This is a genomic window from Serinicoccus chungangensis (genome assembly GCF_006337125.1).
In the GTDB taxonomy this organism is placed as follows: Bacteria; Actinomycetota; Actinomycetes; order Actinomycetales; family Dermatophilaceae; genus Ornithinicoccus; species Ornithinicoccus chungangensis.
Window position 1 is genome coordinate 654,135 of the sequence record NZ_CP040887.1, and the last position, 22,676, is coordinate 676,810.

At 72.8% G+C, this 22,676-nt stretch carries 24 protein-coding genes; 19 read left to right on the forward strand and 5 right to left on the reverse strand.

Going from position 1 to position 22,676, the window contains the following annotated elements; translation table 11 throughout:
* The first annotated feature begins 362 nt into the window (after nucleotides 1-362).
* The 15 genes from FHD63_RS02990 to FHD63_RS03060 all read left to right on the forward strand — a co-directional run bounded on the left by FHD63_RS02990 (nucleotide 363) and on the right by FHD63_RS03060 (nucleotide 13,648).
* A complete protein-coding gene (locus FHD63_RS02990; protein ID WP_139720024.1) occupies nucleotides 363-1,217 on the forward strand; it encodes an L-threonylcarbamoyladenylate synthase in 855 nt (284 codons plus the stop codon).
* Between the two features lie 10 nt (nucleotides 1,218-1,227).
* Nucleotides 1,228-2,529: a serine hydroxymethyltransferase gene (locus FHD63_RS02995; RefSeq protein ID WP_139720026.1), complete on the forward strand. Its 1,302-nt coding sequence runs from the start codon at nucleotides 1,228-1,230 to the stop codon at nucleotides 2,527-2,529.
* A 67-nt stretch (nucleotides 2,530-2,596) separates the two neighbouring features.
* Entirely contained in the window at nucleotides 2,597-3,703 is a 1,107-nt protein-coding gene (locus FHD63_RS03000; RefSeq protein ID WP_139720028.1) for a glycosyltransferase family 4 protein, read from the forward strand.
* A 122-nt stretch (nucleotides 3,704-3,825) separates the two neighbouring features.
* Nucleotides 3,826-4,263: a hypothetical protein gene (locus FHD63_RS03005; protein WP_139720030.1), complete on the forward strand. Its 438-nt coding sequence runs from the start codon at nucleotides 3,826-3,828 to the stop codon at nucleotides 4,261-4,263.
* Nucleotides 4,260-4,493 (forward strand): hypothetical protein, encoded by a 234-nt coding sequence (locus FHD63_RS03010; RefSeq protein ID WP_202978407.1) that lies wholly within the window; start codon nucleotides 4,260-4,262, stop codon nucleotides 4,491-4,493. Before FHD63_RS03005 ends, FHD63_RS03010 begins: the two co-directional genes overlap by 4 nt.
* 85 nt (nucleotides 4,494-4,578) lie before the next feature.
* A complete protein-coding gene (gene atpB / locus FHD63_RS03015) occupies nucleotides 4,579-5,385 on the forward strand; it encodes a F0F1 ATP synthase subunit A (protein ID WP_139722945.1) in 807 nt (268 codons plus the stop codon).
* 92 nt (nucleotides 5,386-5,477) lie between these two features.
* Nucleotides 5,478-5,693 carry an ATP synthase F0 subunit C gene (locus FHD63_RS03020; protein ID WP_058890803.1) on the forward strand — a complete coding sequence of 72 codons (216 nt, stop codon included), beginning with the start codon at nucleotides 5,478-5,480 and terminating at the stop codon, nucleotides 5,691-5,693.
* A gap of 143 nt (nucleotides 5,694-5,836) precedes the next feature.
* Nucleotides 5,837-6,391, forward strand: coding sequence for a F0F1 ATP synthase subunit B (locus FHD63_RS03025; RefSeq protein WP_275100648.1), 555 nt, complete (start codon nucleotides 5,837-5,839; stop codon nucleotides 6,389-6,391).
* Entirely contained in the window at nucleotides 6,391-7,212 is an 822-nt protein-coding gene (locus FHD63_RS03030; protein ID WP_139720032.1) for a F0F1 ATP synthase subunit delta, read from the forward strand. The genes FHD63_RS03025 and FHD63_RS03030 overlap by 1 nt, the downstream gene beginning before the upstream one ends.
* A gap of 70 nt (nucleotides 7,213-7,282) precedes the next feature.
* On the forward strand, nucleotides 7,283-8,929 hold the full coding sequence (gene atpA / locus FHD63_RS03035) for a F0F1 ATP synthase subunit alpha (RefSeq protein WP_139720034.1): 1,647 nt from the start codon (nucleotides 7,283-7,285) through the stop codon (nucleotides 8,927-8,929).
* A gap of 58 nt (nucleotides 8,930-8,987) precedes the next feature.
* Nucleotides 8,988-9,887, forward strand: a complete 900-nt coding sequence (locus FHD63_RS03040; protein ID WP_139720036.1) for a F0F1 ATP synthase subunit gamma — start codon at nucleotides 8,988-8,990, stop codon at nucleotides 9,885-9,887.
* A 16-nt stretch (nucleotides 9,888-9,903) separates the two neighbouring features.
* The gene (gene atpD / locus FHD63_RS03045) at nucleotides 9,904-11,361 is read left to right on the forward strand and encodes a F0F1 ATP synthase subunit beta (RefSeq protein WP_139720038.1); all 1,458 of its coding nucleotides are present in this window, start codon (nucleotides 9,904-9,906) and stop codon (nucleotides 11,359-11,361) included.
* Nucleotides 11,362-11,569: 208 nt separating this feature from the next.
* Nucleotides 11,570-12,895, forward strand: a complete 1,326-nt coding sequence (locus FHD63_RS03050; protein ID WP_139720040.1) for a uracil-xanthine permease family protein — start codon at nucleotides 11,570-11,572, stop codon at nucleotides 12,893-12,895.
* A 22-nt stretch (nucleotides 12,896-12,917) separates the two neighbouring features.
* The gene (locus FHD63_RS03055; RefSeq protein WP_058890797.1) at nucleotides 12,918-13,199 is read left to right on the forward strand and encodes a F0F1 ATP synthase subunit epsilon; all 282 of its coding nucleotides are present in this window, start codon (nucleotides 12,918-12,920) and stop codon (nucleotides 13,197-13,199) included.
* Between the two features lie 17 nt (nucleotides 13,200-13,216).
* Nucleotides 13,217-13,648 (forward strand): DUF2550 family protein, encoded by a 432-nt coding sequence (locus FHD63_RS03060; protein ID WP_139720042.1) that lies wholly within the window; start codon nucleotides 13,217-13,219, stop codon nucleotides 13,646-13,648.
* A 50-nt stretch (nucleotides 13,649-13,698) separates the two neighbouring features.
* Here the strand turns inward: FHD63_RS03060 and FHD63_RS03065 are convergent, their stop codons facing one another.
* Entirely contained in the window at nucleotides 13,699-14,325 is a 627-nt protein-coding gene (locus FHD63_RS03065) for a cob(I)yrinic acid a,c-diamide adenosyltransferase (RefSeq protein ID WP_139720044.1), read from the reverse strand.
* A gap of 34 nt (nucleotides 14,326-14,359) precedes the next feature.
* Nucleotides 14,360-15,886 carry a gamma-glutamyltransferase gene (locus tag FHD63_RS03070; protein WP_139720046.1) on the reverse strand — a complete coding sequence of 509 codons (1,527 nt, stop codon included), beginning with the start codon at nucleotides 15,884-15,886 and terminating at the stop codon, nucleotides 14,360-14,362.
* Nucleotides 15,887-15,957: 71 nt separating this feature from the next.
* Between FHD63_RS03070 and FHD63_RS03075 the strand changes: the two genes are divergently transcribed.
* Complete coding sequence (locus FHD63_RS03075; protein ID WP_139720048.1) at nucleotides 15,958-17,601, forward strand: DUF6056 family protein; 1,644 nt, start codon at nucleotides 15,958-15,960, stop codon at nucleotides 17,599-17,601.
* On the opposite strand, the gene FHD63_RS03080 is transcribed toward FHD63_RS03075, so the two are convergent.
* The 3 genes from FHD63_RS03080 to nucS are packed head-to-tail and all read right to left on the reverse strand — an operon-like array spanning nucleotide 17,564 to nucleotide 19,641.
* The gene (locus FHD63_RS03080) at nucleotides 17,564-17,947 is read right to left on the reverse strand and encodes a GtrA family protein (RefSeq protein ID WP_139720050.1); all 384 of its coding nucleotides are present in this window, start codon (nucleotides 17,945-17,947) and stop codon (nucleotides 17,564-17,566) included. The two genes, FHD63_RS03075 and FHD63_RS03080, sit on opposite strands and share 38 nt — an antisense overlap.
* Nucleotides 17,944-18,930, reverse strand: coding sequence for a glycosyltransferase family 2 protein (locus FHD63_RS03085; protein WP_139720051.1), 987 nt, complete (start codon nucleotides 18,928-18,930; stop codon nucleotides 17,944-17,946). The genes FHD63_RS03080 and FHD63_RS03085 overlap by 4 nt, the downstream gene beginning before the upstream one ends.
* 15 nt (nucleotides 18,931-18,945) lie before the next feature.
* Nucleotides 18,946-19,641 (reverse strand): endonuclease NucS, encoded by a 696-nt coding sequence (nucS, locus tag FHD63_RS03090; RefSeq protein WP_139720053.1) that lies wholly within the window; start codon nucleotides 19,639-19,641, stop codon nucleotides 18,946-18,948.
* 40 nt (nucleotides 19,642-19,681) lie between these two features.
* Between nucS and FHD63_RS03095 the strand changes: the two genes are divergently transcribed.
* From FHD63_RS03095 to FHD63_RS03105, 3 genes are all read left to right on the forward strand, one after another.
* A complete protein-coding gene (locus FHD63_RS03095; protein ID WP_139720055.1) occupies nucleotides 19,682-21,343 on the forward strand; it encodes a 3-hydroxyacyl-CoA dehydrogenase family protein in 1,662 nt (553 codons plus the stop codon).
* Nucleotides 21,344-21,347: 4 nt separating this feature from the next.
* On the forward strand, nucleotides 21,348-21,671 hold the full coding sequence (locus FHD63_RS03100; RefSeq protein WP_238705741.1) for a hypothetical protein: 324 nt from the start codon (nucleotides 21,348-21,350) through the stop codon (nucleotides 21,669-21,671).
* Nucleotides 21,672-21,789: 118 nt separating this feature from the next.
* On the forward strand, nucleotides 21,790-22,674 hold the full coding sequence (locus tag FHD63_RS03105; RefSeq protein WP_139720057.1) for a GNAT family N-acetyltransferase: 885 nt from the start codon (nucleotides 21,790-21,792) through the stop codon (nucleotides 22,672-22,674).
* Nucleotides 22,675-22,676 lie beyond the last annotated feature (2 nt).

The following is a 22,676-nucleotide window of genomic DNA, read 5'->3' on the forward strand; positions in this document are numbered from 1 at the left end:
GCCGGGGGGGGCACCCCCGGACCCGCACGGCCCCGGGCACGCACGAGCCCCGGTGCCGTCGGCGCCGGGGCTGGTGCGGACCGTCGGGCGGACCCCTCAGGGGCCACCGACGTCAGGGTCGGGGGTGATCAGAAGATGAAGATCAGCAGGGCGATGATGAGCAGAACGCCCACGATGGTCCAGATCAGGCCGCTACCGCGCATACGGGTCACTCTCCTTGTGTCGAGGCGGGCACGTCTGTTGCGCCCGCCGTGGGCAACACCTCACCCAACTGGTTCCGCAGGCGCCGTGCAAGTCGAACCGCCTCCGGTCTGACGTGGGAAGATGGGGCCGCCCACGCCCAGCACCCCGAGGGAGGCCCCATGTCCGGCACCGCGCCGCTGCAGGACCGGTTGCTCGACTGCGTCGACGAGCAGCAGCGGGAGGACGCCCTGGAGCGCGCTGCCGCGGTCGTGCGCGAGGGCAAGGTGGTCGTCCTGCCGACCGACACGGTCTACGGCGTCGGCGCCGACGCCTTCGACGTCGTCGCCGTGGCGATGGTGCTGGCGGCCAAGCATCGTGGCCGGGAGATGCCTCCGCCGGTCCTCGTGCCGAACCCGCGGACGGTCGACGGGCTGGCGACCGACGTGCCGATGTACGCCCGCATCCTCATGCGGCAGTTCTGGCCCGGTCCGCTCACCCTCGTGCTGCGCGCCCAGCCGTCGCTGCAGTGGGACCTGGGGGAGACCAACGGGACCGTGGCGCTGCGCATGCCCGACGACGAGATCGCCCTGGCGCTGCTCGCCGAGGTCGGCCCGCTGGCGGTGACCAGCGCCAACGTCACCGGTCACCCCGCGGCCACCACCGCGCAGGAGGCCCTCGACCAGCTCGGCGGCGCGGTCGCCGCCTACCTCGACGGGGGTCCGCGGACCGGGGGCCGGCCCTCGACCATCCTGGACTGCACGGGGGAGGAGCCCGTCGTCCTGCGGCTCGGGGCGCTGTCGGCGCAGGAGATCCGTGGGGTGCTGGGCACGACCCGGCTCCACGACTCCCCGGAGGCGGCGGAGGCCTCGGCGACCACCCCGGCCGAGACGGTGGAGGGAGAGCCTGCGGACGGGGCGGAGGGTGAGTCGGCGAGCCTGGTCGGCTCGGTCACCCCGAGCGGGGTTGCCGTGCCGGCCGACGCCGTGCGCACCATCGCCGCGCCGCGGGCCGACGAGAGCGCACCCACCCCATAGAGTGGGCCGCATGACGACGCGCGTGACCCCGGACTCCTACTACGGCCCGTCCTTCGGCGCCCTGCTCGAGCAGGACCCCCAGGTGGCCGAGCTCCTCGTCTCCGAGCTGGACCGGCAGCGGGCCGGGATCCAGCTCATCGCCAGCGAGAACCAGACGAGCCCGGCGGTGCTGGCTGCGCTGGGGTCGACGTTGTCCAACAAGTATGCCGAGGGCTACCCGGACGCCCGCTACTACGGCGGCTGCTCCGAGGTCGACAAGGTCGAGAAGCTCGCGATCGAGCGGGCCAAGGAGCTCTTCGGGGCCGACCACGCCAACGTCCAGGCCCACTCGGGGGCCAGCGCCAACCAGGCCGTCTACGGCGCCTTCGCCTCGCCCGGCGACACCATCCTCGCGATGTCGCTGGACCACGGCGGTCACCTCACCCACGGCTTCAAGGTGAGCTTCTCCGGCAAGTGGTTCAACGCCGTGCACTACGGCGTCGCCGAGGACACCGAGCACATCGACTACGACCAGGTCGAGGCGCTCGCGAAGGAGCACCGGCCCAAGATCATCCTGGCCGGCGGATCGGCCATCCCCCGCCTCATCGACTTCGCGCGCTTCCGCGCCATCGCCGACGAGGTCGGCGCGATCTTCTGGGTCGACGCCGCCCACTTCATCGGCCTGGTGGCCGGGAAGGCCATCCCGTCCCCGGTCCCGCACGCCGACGTCGTGTCCTTCACCACCCACAAGGTGCTGCGCGGCCCCCGCGGCGGCGCGATCGTCTGCACCGAGGAGCACGCCAAGAAGATCGACCGCGCGGTGTTCCCCATGATGCAGGGCGGTCCGCTCATGCACGGTGTCGCGGCCAAGGCCGTCAACTTCGCCGAGTGCATGACCCCGGCCTACCAGGACTACGCGCAGCGGGTGCTGACCAACGCCTCCGCGCTCGCGGGCGCGCTCGACGAGCGGGGCATCCGCCCGGTCACCGGGGGCACCGACACCCACCTGTCGCTGCACGACCTGCGCGGCGTGGGGGTGACCGGGGTGGACGCCGAGGCGCGCTGCGACGCCGCGGGGATCGTCCTCAACAAGAACGCCATCCCCTTCGACCCGGAGAAGCCCAACGTGGCCTCGGGCATCCGCGTGGGCAGCCCGTCGGTGACGACGCAGGGGATGGGACCCGAGCAGATGGCGGTCGTCGCCGACCTCATCCACCGGGCGGTCACCGAGACCGACGGCAGCCCGGACCACCCGGTCGCCCGCGAGGTCCGCGAGGCCGCCGGCGAGCTGCTCACCGCATACCCCGCCTACCCCGAGCCCACGGCCGGCTGACCGACCGCGGGGTCGGGCCGACGGCATACCTCGACGGACCGACCGCCGGGAGGGGTGACACAGACCAGTGCGCGAGTTCCTCATGGTGCTGCTGACCGCAGCGGTCGTGACCTATCTCGCGACCCCCCTGGTCCGGCGCCTCGCGCTCCGGGTGGGCGCCATCACGGCGGTGCGGGACCGCGACGTGCACTCCGTGCCGATCCCGCGGCTGGGCGGGGTGGCCATGCTCGCGGGCTTCGCCGCGGCGGTCCTCCTGGGCTCGCAGCTGCCCTACCACGGCCAGCTCTTCGACGCGACGCCCCGCCTGTTCGGCGTCCTGGCCGCCGCGGTCCTCATCACCGCGCTCGGTGCCGTCGACGACGTCCGGGAGCTGGACTGGATGACCAAGCTGGCCGGTCAGATCCTGGCCGGCGGGATCATGGCGTTCTACGGCGTCCGGCTGCTGTCGCTGCCCATCCTCGGGGTGACCTACCTGCCCGAGCCGGTCATGGTGACGCTCACCATCCTCGTCGTCGTCATCTCGACCAACGCGGTCAACTTCATCGACGGCCTGGACGGCCTGGCGGCCGGGGTGGTCCTCATCGCCGCCGGCGCGTTCTTCAGCTGGACCTACCTGGTGAGCCGCGGCTTCGACCCGCCCAACGTCTTCTCCGAGGCGACCTTCATCAGCGCCGCGATCGTCGGCGTGTGCCTGGGCTTCCTGCCGCACAACTTCCACCCCGCGCGGTTGTTCATGGGGGACGCGGGGGCGCTGCTGCTGGGGCTGCTGCTCGCCGCCGCGACCATCTCCATGACCGGGTCGGTGGACCCGAGCTCCTCGGTGGCCAGCGCCTCGGCGGTCACCGCCATCCTGCTGCCCGTGGTCATCCCCCTGGCCATCCTGGCGCTGCCGTTCCTGGACATGGTCCTCGCCATCCTGCGCCGCACCCGGGCGGGGCAGCTGCCCTGGAAGCCGGACCGGGGCCACCTGCACCACCGGCTGCTCGACATCGGGCACAGCCACCGCCGGGCCGTCGTCCTGCTCTACCTGTGGTCGCTGCTCATCGCCGCCGGGAGCGTGTCCTTCGCCTACCTCCCGGCCTGGGTCTCCCTCACCGGCATCGCCGGGCTGCTGGCCCTGGCCGTGGCGCTCACCCTGCGCTCCGCGCCCGACCTCGCCGGCGGGCGGCGGTAGCGTGGTCACCAGCCGGACGCGACGGCCTCCCGTCGGCCGCGCGGATTGGCTGCGACCAGGGCGCTTGTGATAGTTTTCACAAGCGCCCACGCCCCTCCTTCCCCGTCCGGAGCCACGACGCCATGACCCCCACCGTGACCCCCGACGCCGCCCGTCCGGCGGCGCGCACGATGATGCTGGGTGCGCTCGTGGCCGGCGCCCCGGTGGCCGTGCTGGTCCCCCTGCTGACGTGGGCCGCGACCGGTGGCTGGGGCGCGGTGTCCGCGCTCGTCGGGAGCGCGCTCTCGCTCGTGGTCTTCGCCCTGGGGGTGGTCGGCATCCGTGGCGTCCTCGCGGGGCCGACGGCCACCACGATGGCGGGGGCGTTCGGGGTCTTCGTCCTGCAGATGGCGGCCCTGGGAGCGGTCATCTGGGCCCTGGCCCAGACGACCTGGCTGCAGATCGTGCCGCTCGTCGTCGCGTTCGTCCTCGTGGGCCTGGTCTTCCAGGCCGGCCTGGTCGTCGGCTACCTGCGGTCGCGGTCCACGCTGACCCTGTCGACCTCGGGGGGTGGGGTATGAGGGTGCCGTCCCCGCACGGCGGGCACGAGCCGGAGGTCGAGGGCATGAGCGCCCAGACCGACGTGGCCAACGGTGCCCTGGCCTACCTCCTCGCGGGGCCGGCCGGCTTCGGGCTGGTGGGGTTCGCGCTGGACCACTGGTGGGGGACCGTCGTGGCCCTCCCGGTGGGTGTGGTCCTCGGGATGGTGGCGTCGATGTACGTCATCTGGCTCAGGTACGGTAGGTCATGACCTCGGAGCCGGGTCCCGTCCCTGTCCGCCCAGGGGCTTCGACGTCCGACAAAGACTGTGTGGAGGAGAACGCGTGAACGCGACCATGACGGCCGCTGGCCTCGTCCTGCCGACGGCTGGTGAGGGGAGCCACTTCCCGCCCACCCCCGGCGACTTCTGGCAGCCGCTCTTCGCGATCCCCGGGACCGAGTACTACTTCACCCGGCCCATGCTGCTCATGGCCATCGCGACGGGGCTGCTCATGGTGGCGCTGCTCGTCACGACGCGCCGGGCCGCGATCGTCCCGGGCAAGGGGCAGTGGCTGACCGAGCAGGTCTACAACTTCGCCCGCAACGGCATCGCCCGCGACATGATCGGCAGCAAGGACTTCATGCCCTTCGTGCCGTTCCTGTTCTCGCTGTTCGTCTTCATCCTGCTCAACAACCTGTTCGGCATCATCCCGCCGTTCCAGAACCCGACGATGGCGCGGATCGGCTTCCCCATCGGCCTCACGCTCATCGTCTACGTCGTCTACCACTGGGTGGGGCTGCGCAAGGCCGGCGGGGTCGGTCGCTACATCGGCGGCATGCTGCCGGCGGGGCTGCCGGGGTGGATCAAGCCGTTCATCCTCTTCCTCGAGCTCATCACCTTCTTCATCACCCGGCCGCTGACCCTGGCGCTGCGGCTCTTCGGCAACATGTTCGCCGGCCACATGCTCCTCGTGGTCTTCATCGTCGGCGGCTGGTACCTCTTCAAGACCTTCGAGCCGGGCCTCATGCTCGTGGCCCTGCCCGCCTGGATCCTGGGTGCCCTGCTCACGGTCTTCGAGGCGCTGATCCAGTTCCTGCAGGCCTACGTCTTCACCCTCCTCGCCGCGTCCTACATCGGCGGGGCCCTGGCGGACGAGCACTGACCTGCCCGTCCCCTCCCCGACCACAACTGAATACGCACTAGAAGCCTCCGGCGCCCGACGGGTGCCGGGACCTCAACAGAAAGAGAACTGACGTGTCTGGTGACATCACCCTCCTCGGCTACGGCGTGTCGACCATCGGCCCGGCGATCGCCGTGGGTCTGATCTTCGCGGCCTACATCAACGGCGTCGCCCGCCAGCCCGAGGCGCAGGGCAAGCTGCAGCCGATCGCCATCCTCGGCTTCGCGCTGGCGGAGGCCCTCGCCATCTTCGGCCTGGTGCTCTTCTTCATCGCGTTCTTCGTCGGCTGACCCACCCTGCCCCTTCCCCAGACCCGTCCGCAGCACCGGTCCGCCGGTGACGGACACGCACACGTGAGGAGCCGCTCGTGGACTACACCACGATCGTTGCGGGCGCGCTGAAGGCCGCGACCGAGGACGACCACTCCGAGCCCATCGGGGCCGGTGAGGGAGCCATCCCGATCCTGCCCTACATGCCGGAGCTCATCTTCGGGCTGATCGTCTTCGGCATCTTCTACTTCTTCGTCAAGCGCAAGATCGTCCCCAACCTCGAGAAGGCCTACGCCGACCGCACGTCGGCCATCGAGGGCGGGATGGAGCGTGCCGAGAAGGCCGAGGCCGAGGCAGCCGCCGCGAAGAAGAAGTACGAGGACCAGCTCGGCGAGGCGCGGGCCGAGGCCGCCCAGATCCGCGAGCGGGCCAAGGAGCAGGGCGCGCAGATCATCGCCGAGATGCGCGAGCAGGCCCAGGTCGAGGCCAACCGGATCACCGAGACCGCGCACAAGCAGGTGGAGGCCGAGCGTCAGCAGGCCTTCGTCCAGCTGCGCAGCGAGGTCGGCGAGATCTCCACCGCCCTGGCCAGCAAGATCGTCGGCGAGTCCCTCGAGGACGAGGCCCGCCAGCGCGGGATCGTCGACCGGTTCCTCGCCGACCTGGACTCCGGTGCCATCGCCCCCGACAGGCTCGGCGCCCGCGACGAGGTCCGCTGATGGACAGCGCCTACCGGCGGTCCTACCACGGGGCACGCGAGGGTCTGGAGCAGGTGCTCCAGCACGAGGGCGGGTCGGTGGACACGGCCCGCGTGGGTGACCAGCTCTGGGCCGTGGCCCGGCTGGTGGACCACAACGCGGTCCTGGCGCGCACCCTCGCCGACCCCTCCCGCGAGGGTGAGGAGCGGGCCGCGATCGCCCAGCACCTCATCGGCGGCAAGGTGAGCGACGAGGCCCTGCACGTCGTCAAGGCCGTCGTGGCGCAGCGGTGGGCCGGGACCGGCGACCTCGCGACCGCCCTCGAGCGGCTCTCGGTCGAGGCGCACCTCGTCCACGCGCACCGGCACGACCGCCTGGGCCAGGTCGAGGACGAGCTGTTCCGGTTCTCCCGGATCGTGCAGTCCGCGCCCCAGCTGCAGGCGGCCCTCGCCGACCGGCGCGCCCCCGTCGACGCCAAGCGCTCGCTCGTGGAGCGCCTGCTGTCGGTGAAGGCCGCCCCCGAGACGGTCACCCTCGCCGCGCAGGCGGCCGTGGGGGTCCGCGGCAGCCGCCTCGAGCGCACGCTCGCGGCATACCTCGACCAGGCCGCCGAGGTCCAGGACCAGGTCACCGCGATCGTCACCACCGCCGTGCCGCTCACCGGCGAGCAGGAGGAGGCCCTGCGCGCGACGCTGAGCCGGCAGTACGCCCGCACCGTCCACACCAACGTGGTCGTCGACCCCGACGTCGTCGGCGGCATCCGGGTCGAGATCGGTGACGAGGTCATCGACGGCACCGTCAGCCATCGTCTCGACCAGGCCCGCCGCCTCATGGCCAGCTGACCAGAGCCCACCACCTACCCCACAGCACCGGCCCGACCACAAGCCCAGGGCCACGACGAGGAGAAGAAACATGACGGAGCTTTCGATCCGTCCGGAGGAGATCCGGGACGCGCTGGACCAGTTCGTCAAGTCCTACGAGCCGGGTGCGGCCTCACGCGAAGAGGTCGGCCGGGTGGTCGACGCCAGTGACGGCATCGCGCACGTCGAGGGCCTGCCCTCGGTCATGACCAACGAGCTGCTCGAGTTCGCCGACGGCACCCTGGGCCTGGCCCTGAACCTCGACGTGCACGAGGTCGGCGTCATCGTGCTGGGTGACTTCTCCGGCATCGAGGAGGGCCAGGACGTCCGTCGCACCGGCGAGGTCCTCTCCGTCCCGGTCGGCGACGGCTACCTCGGCCGCGTCGTCAACCCCCTCGGCCAGCCGATCGACGGCATGGGCGAGCTCGAGACCGAGGGCCGCCGGGCCCTCGAGCTCCAGGCCCCCGGCGTCATGGCGCGCAAGTCGGTGCACGAGCCGCTGCAGACCGGCATCAAGGCGATCGACGCGATGATCCCCATCGGCCGCGGTCAGCGCCAGCTCATCATCGGCGACCGGCAGACCGGCAAGACCGCCGTCGCCATCGACACCATCCTCAACCAGAAGTCCAACTGGGAGTCTGGTGACCCGGACAAGCAGGTGCGCTGCATCTACGTCGCGATCGGCCAGAAGGGCTCGACCATCGCCTCGGTGCGCGCGACGCTGGAGGAGAACGGCGCGCTGGACTACACCACCATCGTCGCCGCCCCCGCCTCGGACGCCGCCGGCTTCAAGTACCTCGCGCCGTACACCGGCTCGGCCATCGGCCAGCACTGGATGTACGACGGCAAGCACGTGCTCATCGTCTTCGACGACCTGTCCAAGCAGGCCGAGGCCTACCGTGCGGTGTCCCTGCTGCTGCGCCGCCCGCCGGGCCGCGAGGCCTACCCGGGCGACGTCTTCTACCTGCACTCCCGGCTGCTCGAGCGCTGCGCGAAGCTGTCCGACGAGATGGGCGCGGGCTCGATGACGGGTCTGCCGATCATCGAGACCAAGGCGGGTGACGTCTCGGCCTACATCCCGACCAACGTCATCTCCATCACCGACGGTCAGATCTACCTGCAGGCGGACCTCTTCAACTCCAACGTCCGCCCGGCGATCGACGTGGGTGTCTCGGTCTCGCGAGTCGGCGGTGCCGCGCAGATCAAGGCGATGAAGTCGGTCTCCGGCCGCCTCAAGGTCGACCTCGCGCAGTTCCGCGAGATGGAGGCCTTCGCGATGTTCGCCTCCGACCTCGACGACGCGTCGAAGGCCCAGCTGGCCCGCGGTGCGCGCATGGTCGAGATCCTCAAGCAGCCGCAGTCCTCCCCGGTCTCGGTCGAGGACCAGGTCGCCATCATCTGGGCGGGCACCAACGGCCACATCGACCAGGTGCCGGTCAGCGACGTCCGCCGCTTCGAGAACGAGTGGGTGGAGTTCCTGCACCGCGAGCACGACGGGCTCCTCGCGGGCATCCGCGAGAGCGGCAAGCTCGGCGACGACACCGCCGCCGCGCTGGGCGACGCCATGAGCGCCTTCCAGTCCGAGTTCGCCCCCGACGACAGCGCCGAGGTCGGCGTCGGCTCCGCCGAGGACGACCCCGTCGAGGCCATGGATGACGACGAGGTCGACCAGGAGCAGCTGACCGTCCAGCGCAGCTGAGCGCGGGGCATACCCCAGCGATCCGACCGACCACCAGAGCCAACGAGAGAGGCGAGATATGGGAGCGCAGCAGCGGGAGTACCGCCAGCGCAGCCGGTCCGTCCAGTCGACCAAGAAGATCACCCGGGCGATGGAGCTCATCGCCGCCTCCCGGGTCGTCAAGGCCCGGCAGCGGGTCGCGGAGACCACGCCGTACGCCCGGGCGATCACCCGGGCCGCCTCGGCGGTCGCGACGCACGCCGACGTCGACCACCCGCTGACGACCAAGCGGGAGCAGCCGCGTCGCGCCGGGGTGCTCGTCGTCACCTCCGACCGGGGGCTGGCGGGCGCCTACGCGGCCAACGTGCTCAAGCGCAGCGAGCAGCTGCGTGAGCTCGTGGAGGAGTCGGGGATGGAGTTCGTCCCCTTCCTCACCGGGCGCAAGGCGGAGAACTACTACTCCTTCCGCAACCGGCCGTTCGAGGACTCGTGGAGCGGCTTCTCCGACTCCCCGACCTTCGACGTCGCGCAGGAGATCTCCGAGCGGCTCATCGGTGAGTTCACCAAGGGCACCGACGAGGGCGGGGTCGACGAGATCCACCTCGTCTACACCCGGTTCGTCAACATGGTGACCCAGGAGGTTCAGGTCACCCGCCTGCTGCCGCTGGAGGTCGTCGAGGACGCCGCGCCGCGCACGCCGGAGAACGGTTTCCCGCTCTACGAGTTCGAGCCGGACGCCGCCGAGGTGCTCGACGCCCTGCTCCCGCGCTACATCACCTCGCGGATCTGGAACGCCCTGCTCCAGTCCGCCGCGTCCGAGCTCGCCGCCCGCCAGCGGGCGATGAAGTCGGCGACGGACAACGCCGAGGAGCTCATCAAGACCTACACGCGTCTTGCCAACCAGGCCCGTCAGGCCGAGATCACCCAAGAGATCAGCGAAATCGTGGGCGGCGCGAGCGCCCTCGCCGACGCCAAGTGAGAGGAAGCACGCAGCCATGACTGCCACCACTGAGGCTCCCACCACGGAGCAGACCCAGGGCGCCGTGGGTCGCCTGGCCCGGATCATCGGCCCCGTCGTCGACGTCGAGTTCCCCCCGGGGCAGATGCCCTCGCTCTACAACCTGCTGAAGACCGAGGTCGAGATCGGCGGGGAGACCAAGACCGTCAACCTCGAGGTCGCCCAGGACATCGGCGACAACATGGTGCGCGCCATCTCCCTGCAGCCGACCGACGGCCTCGTCCGCGGTGCCAAGGTGCAGGACACCGGCGGCCCCATCACCGTCCCGGTCGGTGACGTGACCCTCGGTCACGTCTTCAACGCCACCGGCGACGTGCTCGACCTGCCCGAGGGCGAGACCCTCGAGGTCAACGAGCGGTGGGGCATCCACCGCCAGGCGCCGGCCTTCGACCAGCTGGAGCCCAAGACCCAGATGTTCGAGACCGGCATCAAGGTCATCGACCTGCTGACCCCCTACGTGCTGGGCGGCAAGATCGGCCTGTTCGGCGGTGCCGGCGTGGGCAAGACGGTGCTCATCCAGGAGATGATCGCCCGTGTCGCCCGCGACCACGGTGGTGTGTCCGTCTTCGCCGGTGTCGGCGAGCGGACCCGTGAGGGCAACGACCTCATCGTCGAGATGGAGGAGGCCGGCGTCCTCGGTCAGACCGCCCTGGTCTTCGGCCAGATGGACGAGCCGCCGGGCACCCGTCTGCGGGTGGCGCTGTCGGCGCTGACCATGGCGGAGTACTTCCGCGACGTGCAGAAGCAGGACGTGCTGCTCTTCATCGACAACATCTTCCGCTTCACCCAGGCCGGCTCCGAGGTCTCCACGCTGCTCGGGCGCATGCCCTCGGCCGTGGGCTACCAGCCCAACCTCGCCGACGAGATGGGCACCCTGCAGGAGCGGATCACCTCGACCCGGGGTCACTCGATCACCTCGATGCAGGCGATCTACGTCCCGGCCGACGACTACACCGACCCGGCCCCGGCGACGACCTTCGCCCACCTCGACGCCACGACCGAGCTGTCCCGCCCGATCGCCTCGATGGGCATCTACCCGGCCGTGGACCCGCTGACCTCGACCAGCCGGATCCTCGACCCGCGCTACATCAGCCGTGAGCACTACGACACGGCCGTCCGGGTCAAGTCGATCCTGCAGCGCTACAAGGAGCTGCAGGACATCATCGCCATCCTCGGCATCGACGAGCTGTCCGAGGAGGACAAGATCCTCGTCGGTCGGGCCCGTCGGATCCAGCGCTTCCTGTCGCAGAACACCTACGTCGCCAAGCAGTTCACCGGCATCGAGGGCTCGACCGTCCCGCTGTCGGAGACGATCGAGGCCTTCACCAAGGTGGCCGACGGAGACTACGACCACGTGCCCGAGCAGGCCTTCTTCATGTGCGGTGGGCTCGAGGACGTCGAGCGCCAGGCCGCCGAGCTGGAGAAGAACAGCTGATCGCGCCCCTCGCGTGAGTCAAGCCCCGGCACCCCGCTGACGCGGGGGCCGGGGCTTGACCGCGCTCGGCGACGCAGAGGCGTCCGGTGCGTGCTGACCGCCCGTCCGGTGCGTGCGGACCGCGCGTCCGGTGCGTGCGGACCGCGCGTCCGGTGCGTGCTGACCGCGCGTCCGGTGCGGATCAGGAGACCAGCAGAGGAGACCCACCATGTGGACCGTGCACGGAGACGGCACCCGCATCACGCCGGGGGAGGTCGTCGGGCCCCGGGAGCGGCTCGCGTGGCTGCCGACCGTCGGGATCGGCATGCAGCACGTCGTCGCGATGTTCGGCGCGACCTTCCTGGTGCCGCTCATCACCGGCTTCCCGCCCAGCACCACGCTGCTCTTCAGCGGGCTGGGGACGGTGCTCTTCCTGCTCGTCACCCGCAACCAGGTGCCGTCCTACCTGGGCTCCAGCTTCGCCTTCCTGGCGCCGATCGCCGCGGCGCAGGCCGAGCACGGGCCTGCCGGGGCGCTCGGCGGGGTGGTGCTGGCCGGGGTCGGTCTCGCCCTGGTGGGGGTCCTGGTGCAGCTCGTCGGGCACGGCTGGATCTCCCGCCTCATGCCGCCGACCGTGACCGGAGCGATCGTGGCGCTCATCGGTCTCAACCTCGCGCCCGCGGCGTGGGGCAACGTCGAGCAGGCACCGGTCACCGCGCTGGCGACGCTCGGCGCGATCCTGCTCTGCACGGTGCTCTTCCGCGGCCTGCTGGGCCGGCTGTCGATCCTGCTCGGTGTGCTCGTGGGGTATGCCGTCGCGCTGGCGCGCGGCGAGGTGGACCTCGCCGTGGTGGCCGAGGCGGGGTGGCTGGGGGCGCCCCCGCTCATGGCGCCCGAGTTCCACCTCGGCGTCGCCGGGCTCTTCCTGCCCGTGGTGCTCGTGCTGGTGGCCGAGAACATCGGGCACGTGAAGTCGGTGGCCCAGATGACCGGCGAGTCCGCGGACGCCCTCGACCACATGCTGGGCCGCACCCTGCTCTCGGACGGCCTGGCGACCACCCTGGCCGGGGCGGGCGGCGGCTCGGGCACGACGACGTACGCCGAGAACATCGGGGTCATGGCCGCCACCCGGGTCTACTCCACCGCGGCCTACTGGGTCGCCGCCCTCACCGCGGTGGCGCTGGCCTTCCTCCCGAAGTTCGGGGCCCTCATCCAGACCGTGCCGGCCGGGGTGCTCGGCGGCGCCGCCACCGTCCTCTACGGCATGATCGGCGTCCTGGGGGTCCGCATCTGGGTCGAGCACCGGGTCGACTTCGGCAACCCGATCAACCTGTCGACCGCGGCGGTCGCCCTCGTCGTCGGCATCGCCAACTACACGTGGGACGCCGGTCCCCTGAGCTTCGACGGGATCGCCCTCGGCACCGGTGCCGCGCTGCTCGTCTACCACGGCATGTCGGCCGTCAACCGCCGCACCGGCGCGGTCGAGGTCGCGCCGGCCCGAGCGACCCGGTCGCGTGCCGAGGCGCGCGGGCGGGCCGGTAGACTCGATCCTTGAACCGTCATCGAAGGGACATCTCGTGAGTGCACTGCAGGTCGAGCTGGTCGCCGCGGACCGCAAGGTCTGGGAGGGCGAGGCATCGATGGTGAGCGCCCGCAGCATCGACGGTGACCTGGGCATCCTGCCCGGTCACACGCCGGTCCTCGCGGTGCTCGTCGAGGGGGACGTGACCATCCACACGGGCGGCACGCCGCAGGCGGTCACCATCGACGGAGGTTTCCTCTCCGTGGACGAGGACAAGGTCGTCGTGGTGGCCGACCGGGTCGACGCCGGCTCGCTGTCCGCTCCCGCCGCAGGCTGACGGGCGCACCACCGTTCATGACCGGCACCGGCGCGATCGTCCTGGTGCTCATGGCCCTGGTCGGGGCCCTGGTCATCCTGGGTCTGGGGCTGCTCTCCTTCCGGATCGCCGGGGACCGCGGGAGCATGTGCCCGCCGATGCCGGCGGCCTACCGCGACGCCGAGCGCCCCTGGCGCCGGGGCACCCTGCGCTTCACCGAGGACCGCCTCTCCCTGCGGGGAGCGGGCGGTCCGTCCGTCGGCCCGTGGATGCGCGGCAACCTGGACCTGGGGGTGGCCGGCCCGCTCGGGACCGCCGACGCGGCCGCCCTGGGCGGGGCCACCCTCATCCGGGTACCGGTGAGCTACGGCACCGCGCGGTTCGAGCTGGCCCTGGGTGAGCAGCACTACACCGCGCTGCGCTCCTGGGTCGAGGCGGTGCCCCCCGGCTGGAACTCGCACGTCGCCTGAGGGCCGGCGCGCGACCTCGGGTCAGCGAGAGGGCTGCTCCCGCCCGCCCCTCAGCGAGAGGGCTGCTCCCGGCCACCCCCGGGCTGCCAGAGCACGTCGCCCTCGCCGCTGCGACCGGCCACCCTGGCCAGGATGAACAGCAGGTCGGACAACCGGTTGAGGTAGGTGGCGGTGAGCGGGTTGACCCCGCCGACGCCCTTGTCCGCCCCCTCGGGCGCGGGCTGGTCGCCGTACTCCTCCAGGGCGGCCCAGGTCGAGCGCTCGGCCCGACGGGTGACGGTGCGCGCCTGGTGCAGCAGCGCCGCCGCCGGGGTGCCCCCCGGCAGGATGAAGGACCGCAGGGCCGGCAGGTCGGCGTTGTAGCGGTCGCAGTCGGCCTCCAGCTCCTCCACCCACGCCGCCTTCACCCGCAGCGGCTCCCACTCGTAGCTCGCCCGCAGCGGCATGCACAGGTCGGCCCCGACGTCGAAGAGGTCGTTCTGGATCCGGGCCAGCGTGTCCTGCACCTCGATCGGCAGGGTGCCGCCGGCCACGGCCACCCCGATGACCGCGTTGGTCTCGTCGGTGTCGGCGTAGGCCGCCAGCCGGGTGTCCGTCTTGCGGGTCCGGCCGTTGTCGCCCAGGGCCGTCGTGCCGTCGTCGCCGGTCCGGGTGTAGATCCGCGTGAGGTTGACCATGCCCTGCATGCTGCCATGCGCGGGCGGTGCCCGCTCAGGTGACCATCGTGGCCGCCACCCGGCGGGCGTCCGCGGCCGCCTCCAGGGTCCCGTCCGGCTCGCGCAGCGCCGCGCCCACCCCGCCGAAGTACATCGAGCACGGCGGGTGCTCGTGGCGGGTCAGCCCGGCCGCGTCCAGGCTGGCGGCGATCTGCTCGTCCTGCTCGTGGTCGATGCGGGTCGAGCCGTCCTCGAGCCGGCGCGGGTGCATCCGCGGCTGGTCCACCGCCGTCTGGAGGTCCTCGCCGTGGCGGGCGAGGTGGGTGAGCACCTGCGCGAGCGCGGTGGTGATCCGGTCGGCACCGGGGGTGCCGATGGCCAGCACCGCACCGTCGTCCCGGCGCGCCGTGGTCGGCGCCATGTTGGAGGCGAGCCGGGTGCCCGGCGCGAGCGCGTGCAGCCCGTGCCGGTTGAGCTCCAGCTCGCCGAGGGAGTTGTTGGCCACCAGGCCGGTGCCGGCGATCGTCATCCCCGAGCCGTAGCCGGCCGAGGCGGTGAGCGCGCAGGCCAGGCCGTCGCCGTCGACCACCGAGACGTGCGCCGTCGAGGGGGAGGTCGGCAGCCCGGTGGCGCCGATGTGGTGCAGCGTCTGCAGCAGCTCGGCCCCGGCCGCCTCGAGGTCGTGCGCGGTGTCGATCCGGTCGAGGCGGATGTCGAGCACCTCCCTCATCACCTGGGCCGCCTGGGCCGGTTCGATGGGCCCGTCGATCGCCCCGAGCAGGCGCAGCAGCGCGGTGAGCACCGGCCCGCCGATGGAGGGCGGGGGGTTGCAGGCGAGGTCCCAGGGGCCCAGACGGCTGCGCAGCGCCCGCCGCACCACCGGCTGGTACGCCTCGAGGTCGACCAGCGAGAGCAGCCCGCCGCGGGCGCGCATGTCGGCGTCGACCGCCCGGGCCACGTCCCCGTGGTAGGCCGTGCCGGCCCCCTCCGCGCCGATGTGCTCCAGGGTGTCGGCCAGCACCGGGTCGACGACGCGGTGACCGACGGCCGGGGCGGCGCCGTCCACGGTGAGCAGCGCCCGGGTGGCCGGGTCCCACGCCAGGATGGTGTCGGTGACCAGGACGAGGTAGGACTGCGCGGTGCGGCTGAGCGGGTAGCCCGCCCGGGCGACGTCCGCGGCCGGCTGCAGCAGCTCGGCCCAGGGCGCCCGGCCGTAGCGCTGGTGGGCCCAGCCCATCGCGGCCAGCATCCCGGGGGTGGCGACCGACCCCGGCCCCACGTAGGTCACCATGCCGCCGCCGTAGTCCGACGCGGCCTCGATGAGACCGTCCCCACGGCGGTCGGCGCTCATGCCCCGACCCGGCATCTCGACGTTGCCGTCGATGACGACCGGGTCCTCGCCGGGGGCCCAGACGTTGACGAAGCACCCGCCCAGGGTGGAGATGACGCCGGGCTCGGTGACGGTGGCGGTGAGCATCGCGGCCACCGCGGCGTCCAGCGCGTTGCCCCCGGCCGACAGGGCCTGCGCGGCCGCCTCGGTGGCGTAGGTGTTGGGCGCGGCGATGGCGGCGGAGCGGGTCACGGGACGATTCTGCCGCAGCGGCCCGCCCGGAGGCACGAGCCCGTGTGCTGCTCTGGCATCGTGTCCTGGTGATGAGTGCCGCCCCCCGGCCCCGACCGGCCACCTCGCGCCGGTCCGCGGCGGTGGTGGTGCTCCTCGCGGTGGCCCTGGCGGCCGTCGGCTGGGGGCTCGTGCTGCGGCACGGCTTCCCGCACGGCGACGACTGGCTGCACGCCATGGCGGGGGACCAGCCCGGTGACGCCCGCACCGTGCGGGGCTGGCTCGCCACCTGGCAGTTCGACTACACCTACCGCAACGGCCGGGCCGCGGACGCCGCCGCCCGGCTCATCCTGCTCGGCGGGCGGCCCGGGGCGCTGGTCGTCGGGGTGGCGCTCATGGTGCTGACCGGCCTCGCGACGTGGCCGTGGCTGCGGATGACGGTCCCGCACCGCCCGTGGCCGCTGGTGTGGGCGGTGCTCGGGCTCGGCGTGCCCTTTCTCGCCGTCCAGGCCCACTCGTGGCTCACCGGGGAGGGCCTGCTCTGGGTGTCCGGCATGGCGAACTACCCGCTGTCCACGCTCGCCTTCCTCGTCGCCGGCGCGGCCGTCAGCGGGGCGCTCCCACCCCGGCTGACCTGGCTGGTCCTGCCGGTCGTGGTCTACGCCCACGTCGGGCACGAGGTGTCCGCGGTGGCCACCCTGGTCGTGACCGTGCTGGCGCTCGTCCTGCGGCGACCGGCCGGCGGGCGCCACCGGTCCACCTGGGCGGCCATCGGCGCCTCCCTGCTGGGCTTCGTCGTGCTGGCCACCGCCCCGGGCCTGTGGCGCCGGACCACCGAGGAGGACCTCGCCCTGCCCCTGCTGCAGGCGCTGTCGCGGACCACCCTAGTGTTCGCCTCGCTCAGCCTCGGGTGGTGGCTGGCCCTGGGGGTCCTGGCGGTGGTCGCGGTCCGGCTGTCCGGCCGGGCACCGCGCCGGGTCGCCGTGGTGGCCGCCGCGGCCGCCTGGGTCCTGCTCCTGGTCGCGCGCCGCCGCTGGCCGCGCCTGGCCGACCTGTGCGCCGACCCGGACACCGCCGTCCCGGCCAGCCTGCTCGCCCTCGCCGTGCTCGTCGCGGCGGTGGTGCTCGTCGTCGGCGTGCTGGTGCTGGTCGTGGACGCGTGGGGGGCGGTCGCGGCATACCCCGTGGTGGTGCTCACCGCCGCCGGCGTCGTCTCCGCCGGGGTGCCCGTCGTGGCCTCCGTCTGCGGGCAGCGCGTCTTCTTCCTGCCGGTCACCGCGCTCGTCCTCGCGGTGGCCTGCGCCCTGCGGCTGGTCCTCGACGAGCTCGCCGGCGGCGGTCCGCGGACGGCGCGGGCGGCCCGCCTGCTCACCACGGCCGTGACCGCCGCCACCCTCGTCTCGGCGACCGGCTACGTCGCGCAGACCTCCCAGCACGCCGCCCGCAACGCCGCGGTCTACGACGCCTTCGTCGCCGACGTCGAGGCCGCGCGCACGGCGGGGACCGGGGAGGTGGTCGTGCCGGAGCTGCCGGAGGAGGGGTATGCCTACCGCCGCGCGTTCTACCTCGCGCGCTACGCCTGCGACCTGCGCCTCTACTACGACCTCCCCGACGGGGTCGTGCTGACCGACGCCGAGCGGCGCGAGGACCGCACCACCGACACCACGACCGGGTGCGAGACGACCTGGCAGCGCACCCTCACCCGGGCGGCCGAGCAGGGTCCCGGCCGGCGGTGAGGACGGTGCGAGTGAGCAGGAAGGTGACCGGCACGGCGGCGACGCCCATGACGAGGGTCGCGTAGCGCTCGTCCATGCCGACGGCCTCGACGAGGAGCACCGAGCCGACCGTCGTGAACGCCAGGTTGACCAGCGTGGTCGCCGGGTAGGCGAGGAAGCGGCGCCAGGTCGGCCGCACCCCGAAGGTGAACAGGCTGTTGGCGAAGAAGGAGAAGACCACCGCCCCGGACCACGCGAGGAGGTGGGCCGCCACGTACGGCATGCCGAGCAGCAGCAGGCGGTAGAGCAGGTAGTAGACGGCCGTGTTGGCCACGCCGACGAGGACGAAGCGCAGCAGGCTCCTCATCGTGGCCCGGCGGCCCCGGGCCCGCCGGGAGCAGCCCCGTCACCCTCGCCGCCCCGGACTACCTCGTGCACGAGGTAGCTGGGGCGGGCCTTGACCTCCTGGTAGATCCGCCCGACGTACTCGCCCATGACGCCGACGGCCAGCAGCTGCACGCCGGACAGGCCGGTGATGACGGCGATGGTGGTGATGTAGCCCGGCTGGGTGACCCCGTGCATGAGGTAGCCCACGAGCAGCCACAGCAGGTAGCCCAGCGCGGCGAGGACCGCCCAGCCGCCCAGGTGCATGAGCAGGCGCAGGGGTCGGGTGTTGAAGGCGAGCGCCCCGTCGATGCCGTAGTTCAGCAGCGAGCGCAGCGTCCAGCCGGAGCGGCCGCTGCCGCGCTGCACGTTGCGGTAGCTCACCGTGGCGGTCGGGAAGCCGACCCAGGAGAACAGGCCCTTGGAGAAGCGGTTGCGCTCGGGCAGCGCCAGCAGGGCGTCGAGGACCGGCCGCCCCATGACGCGGAAGTCGCCGACGCCGTCCTGGACGCGGACCGTCTCGATGAGCCCGTTGACCAGCCGGTAGTAGAGCCGGGAGAGCTGGGAGCGGACGAAGGGGTCGGCGGCCCGGTCCCGGCGGGCCACGACCTGCTCGGCCTCGGTGGTGCGCAGCAGGGTGTACATGGAGACCAGCAGCTCCGGAGGGTGCTGGAGGTCGGCGTCCATGAGCGCCACGCTCTGTCCGCGGGCCTGCCGGAGACCCGCGAGCATCGCCGCCTCCTTGCCGAAGTTGCGGGACAGCCGCAGGACGACGACCCGGGGGTCCTCGGCGGCCAGCGCGCGCGCCACCTGCAGGGTGTCGTCGGTGGAGCCGTCGTCGACGAGGACCACCTCGAGCGCGTCGCCGACGCCCAGCTCGTCCGCGACGTCGCCCAGGCGGGCGTGCAGCTCGGCGAGGGTGCCCTGCTCGTTGAAGCACGGGACCACGACGGACAGGGCGGTCATGGCGCTCACGCTAGCTCAGAAGAGCCGCGCCTCCGCGTCGTCGATGCCGCGCAGCGCCTCGTAGTCGAGGGTCACGCAGCGGATGCCGCGGTCGGTCGCCAGGACCCTGGCCTGGGGCTTGATGAGCTGGGCGGCGAAGATGCCCTGCACCGGCGCGAGGTGGGGGTCGCGGTTGAGCAGCTCGAGGTAGCGGGTCAGCTGCTCCACGCCGTCGATGTCGCCGCGGCGCTTGATCTCGACGGCCACCGTCGTGCCCGCGGCGTCCCGGCACAGGATGTCCACCGGCCCGATCGCCGTGGGGAACTCCCGGCGCAGCAGCGTCCAGTCCTCGCCGAGCGTGGTGATGTGCTCGGCCAGCAGCGCCTGCAGCTGCGCCTCGACCCCGTCCTTGACCAGGCCCGGGTCCACGCCCAGGTCGTGGCTGGTGTCGGAGAGCACCTCGTGGATCTTCACCCGCAAGGTGTCCTCGCGCTTGCCGTGCGACACCTGCCACACCTGGGTGACGCCCTGCTCGGCCTCCACCTCGTCGGGCTCGGTCCGCGCCATCGAGCACGGCGGGGCCATCCAGTTCAGCGGCTTGTAGGACCCGCCGTCGGAGTGCACGAGCACGGACCCGTCGGCCTTGACCATGAGCAGGCGGGTGGCGAGGGGCAGGTGGGCTTCGAGGGCTCCGTGGTAGTCCACCGAGCACCGGGCGATCACGACACGCACGGGCCTCACCCTAACCGGGGGTGATGAGAGGATGCCCGGTATGCGTCAGATCACCACCGTCGGGGTCATCGGGCTCGGCACCATGGGTGCCGGCATCGTCGAGGTCTTCGCGAGGGGAGGGCTGCAGGTCGTCGGCGTCGAGACGACCGAGGAGCTCGCCGAGCGCGGTCGCGGCATCCTGCGGGCCTCCACCGACCGGGCGGTCGCCAAGGGCCGGCTCGACGAGGCCGGGCAGCAGGAGATCCTGGGCCGGGTCACCATCACCACCGCCATGACCGACCTCGCACCGGCCGATCTCGTCGTCGAGGCGGTCCCGGAGGTCCTGGACCTCAAGCACCAGGTCTTCTCCGCCCTCGACGACATCGTCGCCCCCGACGCCGTGCTCGCGTCCAACACCTCGAGCCTGTCGATCACCAGCATCGCCGCCGGAACGGCATACCCCGGGCGGGTGGTGGGCATGCACTTCTTCAACCCCGCGCCCGTCCTCGCGCTGGTCGAGGTCATCACGACCCTGCGCAGCGACGACGCCGTCCGGGACGCGGTCGTGGAGCTGGCCGAGCGGGTCGGCAAGCGCCCCGTCGTGGTCGGCGACCGCGCCGGCTTCGTCGCCAACTACCTGCTCTTCGGCTACTTCGTCTCCGCGCTGCGGATGCTCGAGCAGGGGCACGTCGCACGCGCGGACCTCGACACCGCCATGCGGGTCGGCGCCGGGCTGCCGATGGGCCCCTGCACGCTCATGGACCTCGTCGGGCTCGACGTCTGCCACCACATCGGCGACGTCATCTACGCCCACAGCCGCAGCCCGATGCACGCCCCCAGCGCCATGCTGGAGCGCATGGTGACCGCCGGGCTGCTCGGCCGCAAGAGCGGCGAGGGGTTCTACACCTACGCCAGGCCCGGCAGCGGCCAGGTCGCCGACGAGCCGGGGCCCGACGGAAGCGCCCCCGAGGTCGGCGCGGTGGGCGTCGTGGGCGGCGGCGAGATGGCCGACGAGCTCGTCGCCCGCCTGCGCGAGGGAGGGTATGCCGTCACGCACGTGCCGGACCCGGCGGACCGCGACGACCTGGCCGGTCTGGCGGGGGTCGACGTGGTGGTCGAGGCGGGCACGGCGACGCCGGAGAGCGAGCTCGAGGACGCCGAGCCGGCGCCGGTGACGCCGGTGCAGGAGGAGCTGTGGGAGCTGCTGGCCGACGTCGTGGGCGAGCGCACGGTCCTCACCACCGTCGGCGAGGACCTCGCCGTGGCGATCGGCGCCTTCTCCGGACGCCCGGAGCGCGCGGCGGTGCTGCGGGTGCACGCCCCGACGAACCACGGTCAGGTCGTCGAGATCGGCCGCTCCAGCGCCACCGACGACGAGACCGTCGAGATCCTGCGCGCCCTGGTCCGCGCGATCGGTGCCGAGCCGGTGGTCTGCCGGGACCGTCCCGGGCTGGTGGTCGACGCGCTGCTCATGCCGCACCTCATGGACGCGGTGCGGATGCTGGACGAGGGCTACGCCGGGGTGGACGACATCGACACGGCGCTGCGGCACGGGCTGGGCTACCCGGTCGGGCCGTTCGCCATGATCGACCAGATCGGGGCCGAGGAGGTGCTCACGGTCTGCGAGGAGCTCGCCGAGGCCGGGGTGCTGCCGCGCGAGTCCGTGGCGCCCTCCCCGCTGCTCATCGAGCACGTCCTGCTCGACCGGCCGTTCACGGCCTGAGCCGGTGCCCCGGTCCAACCGCCCGCGACGGGGCGGCCGGCCGCGGACCCGGCAGGCCGGCGGACCGGTCGGCGTGGGCGACCCGTCGCGCCGCGGGGTCGAGGAGGTCCGCTTCGCCGGTCAGGTGTGGGCGGTGCGCCGGGTGCGGCCCAACGACAGCGGCCGGGCCTACCGCTGCCCCGGGTGCCAGCAGGAGGTGCGCGCCGACGTGGCGCACACCGTCGCCTGGCCCACGGACGGCATGCAGCAGGCGGAGAACCGCCGTCACTGGCACACCACCTGCTGGTCGGCCCGCGAGCGTCGCCGCCCCGGCGGCTCCTTCGCCTGAGACCTCCGCCGGAGCCGTCCCACCGCCGCGTCAGCACCGCGGCGGAGGTCGGTGAACGGCCGGCGGACCGCCCGGAATCCGGTGGCCCGGCCCGGGCGGCCGTCGCTAGCCTGTCCGGATGACCACCACCACCGCCGACGCGGGTCGTCGGGACGCCGCCCTCGAGCTCATCGTCGCCGCGCAGCGCTCCCCGGCCACCGCCTGCGCCTACCTCGGCACCGAGGCCGAGGGCGTGCGGGCCGAGCTCGACGACCTCGACACGCCCTGGCGGGAGACCCTGCGCGTCTCGGTGGACGACACCGGCCGGGTGGTCGGTGCCGTCTTGCTCGACGTCGACCCCGAGGAGACGATGCGCAGCTGGATCCACGGCCCCTGGACCCGCGACGAGCAGGCCTGGTCCGAGCACGCCGCGGCGCTGGTCCGCGCCGCCCTGGAGCAGCTCCCGCCGGGGGTGGAGCAGCACGAGCTCAGCGCCGCCCCCGCGCACACCGGCATGGCGCGGCTGGCCGCCGAGCTCGGGTGGCACGCCACCGGTGTGAGCATCGCCTACCAGGCCACCAGCGCGACGACCCGGCGCTGGCCGGCCGACGCGCCGGGCGTCCGCGTCGCCGCGCCCGCCGACCTCCCCGCCATCGCCGCGCTGCACGACGCGGCCTTCCCCGGCACCTACGCCACCGCCCGTCAGCTGCTGGCGGACGAGGCCCGGTCCACCCTGGTGCTGGAGCACGACGGGGAGCTGTCCGGCTACGCCTCGGGCGAGATCCAGGCTGACGGGGCCGGCTACCTCGACTTCTTGGCCCTCGCGCCGGACCACCGGGGCAGGGGCCTCGCGCCGGGGCTGCTGGCCGCGATCTCGCGCGAGCTGCTGGGCCGCTCGGGCCAGGGCACGGTCAACCTCGTCGTCGACGAGGCGAACGCTCCCGCCGTCGCGCTCTACGAGGGGTTCGGCTACGTGCGGGACGCCGAGCTCGTCGGCTACCGCTCGTGGCCGCAGCCGGCCTAGTC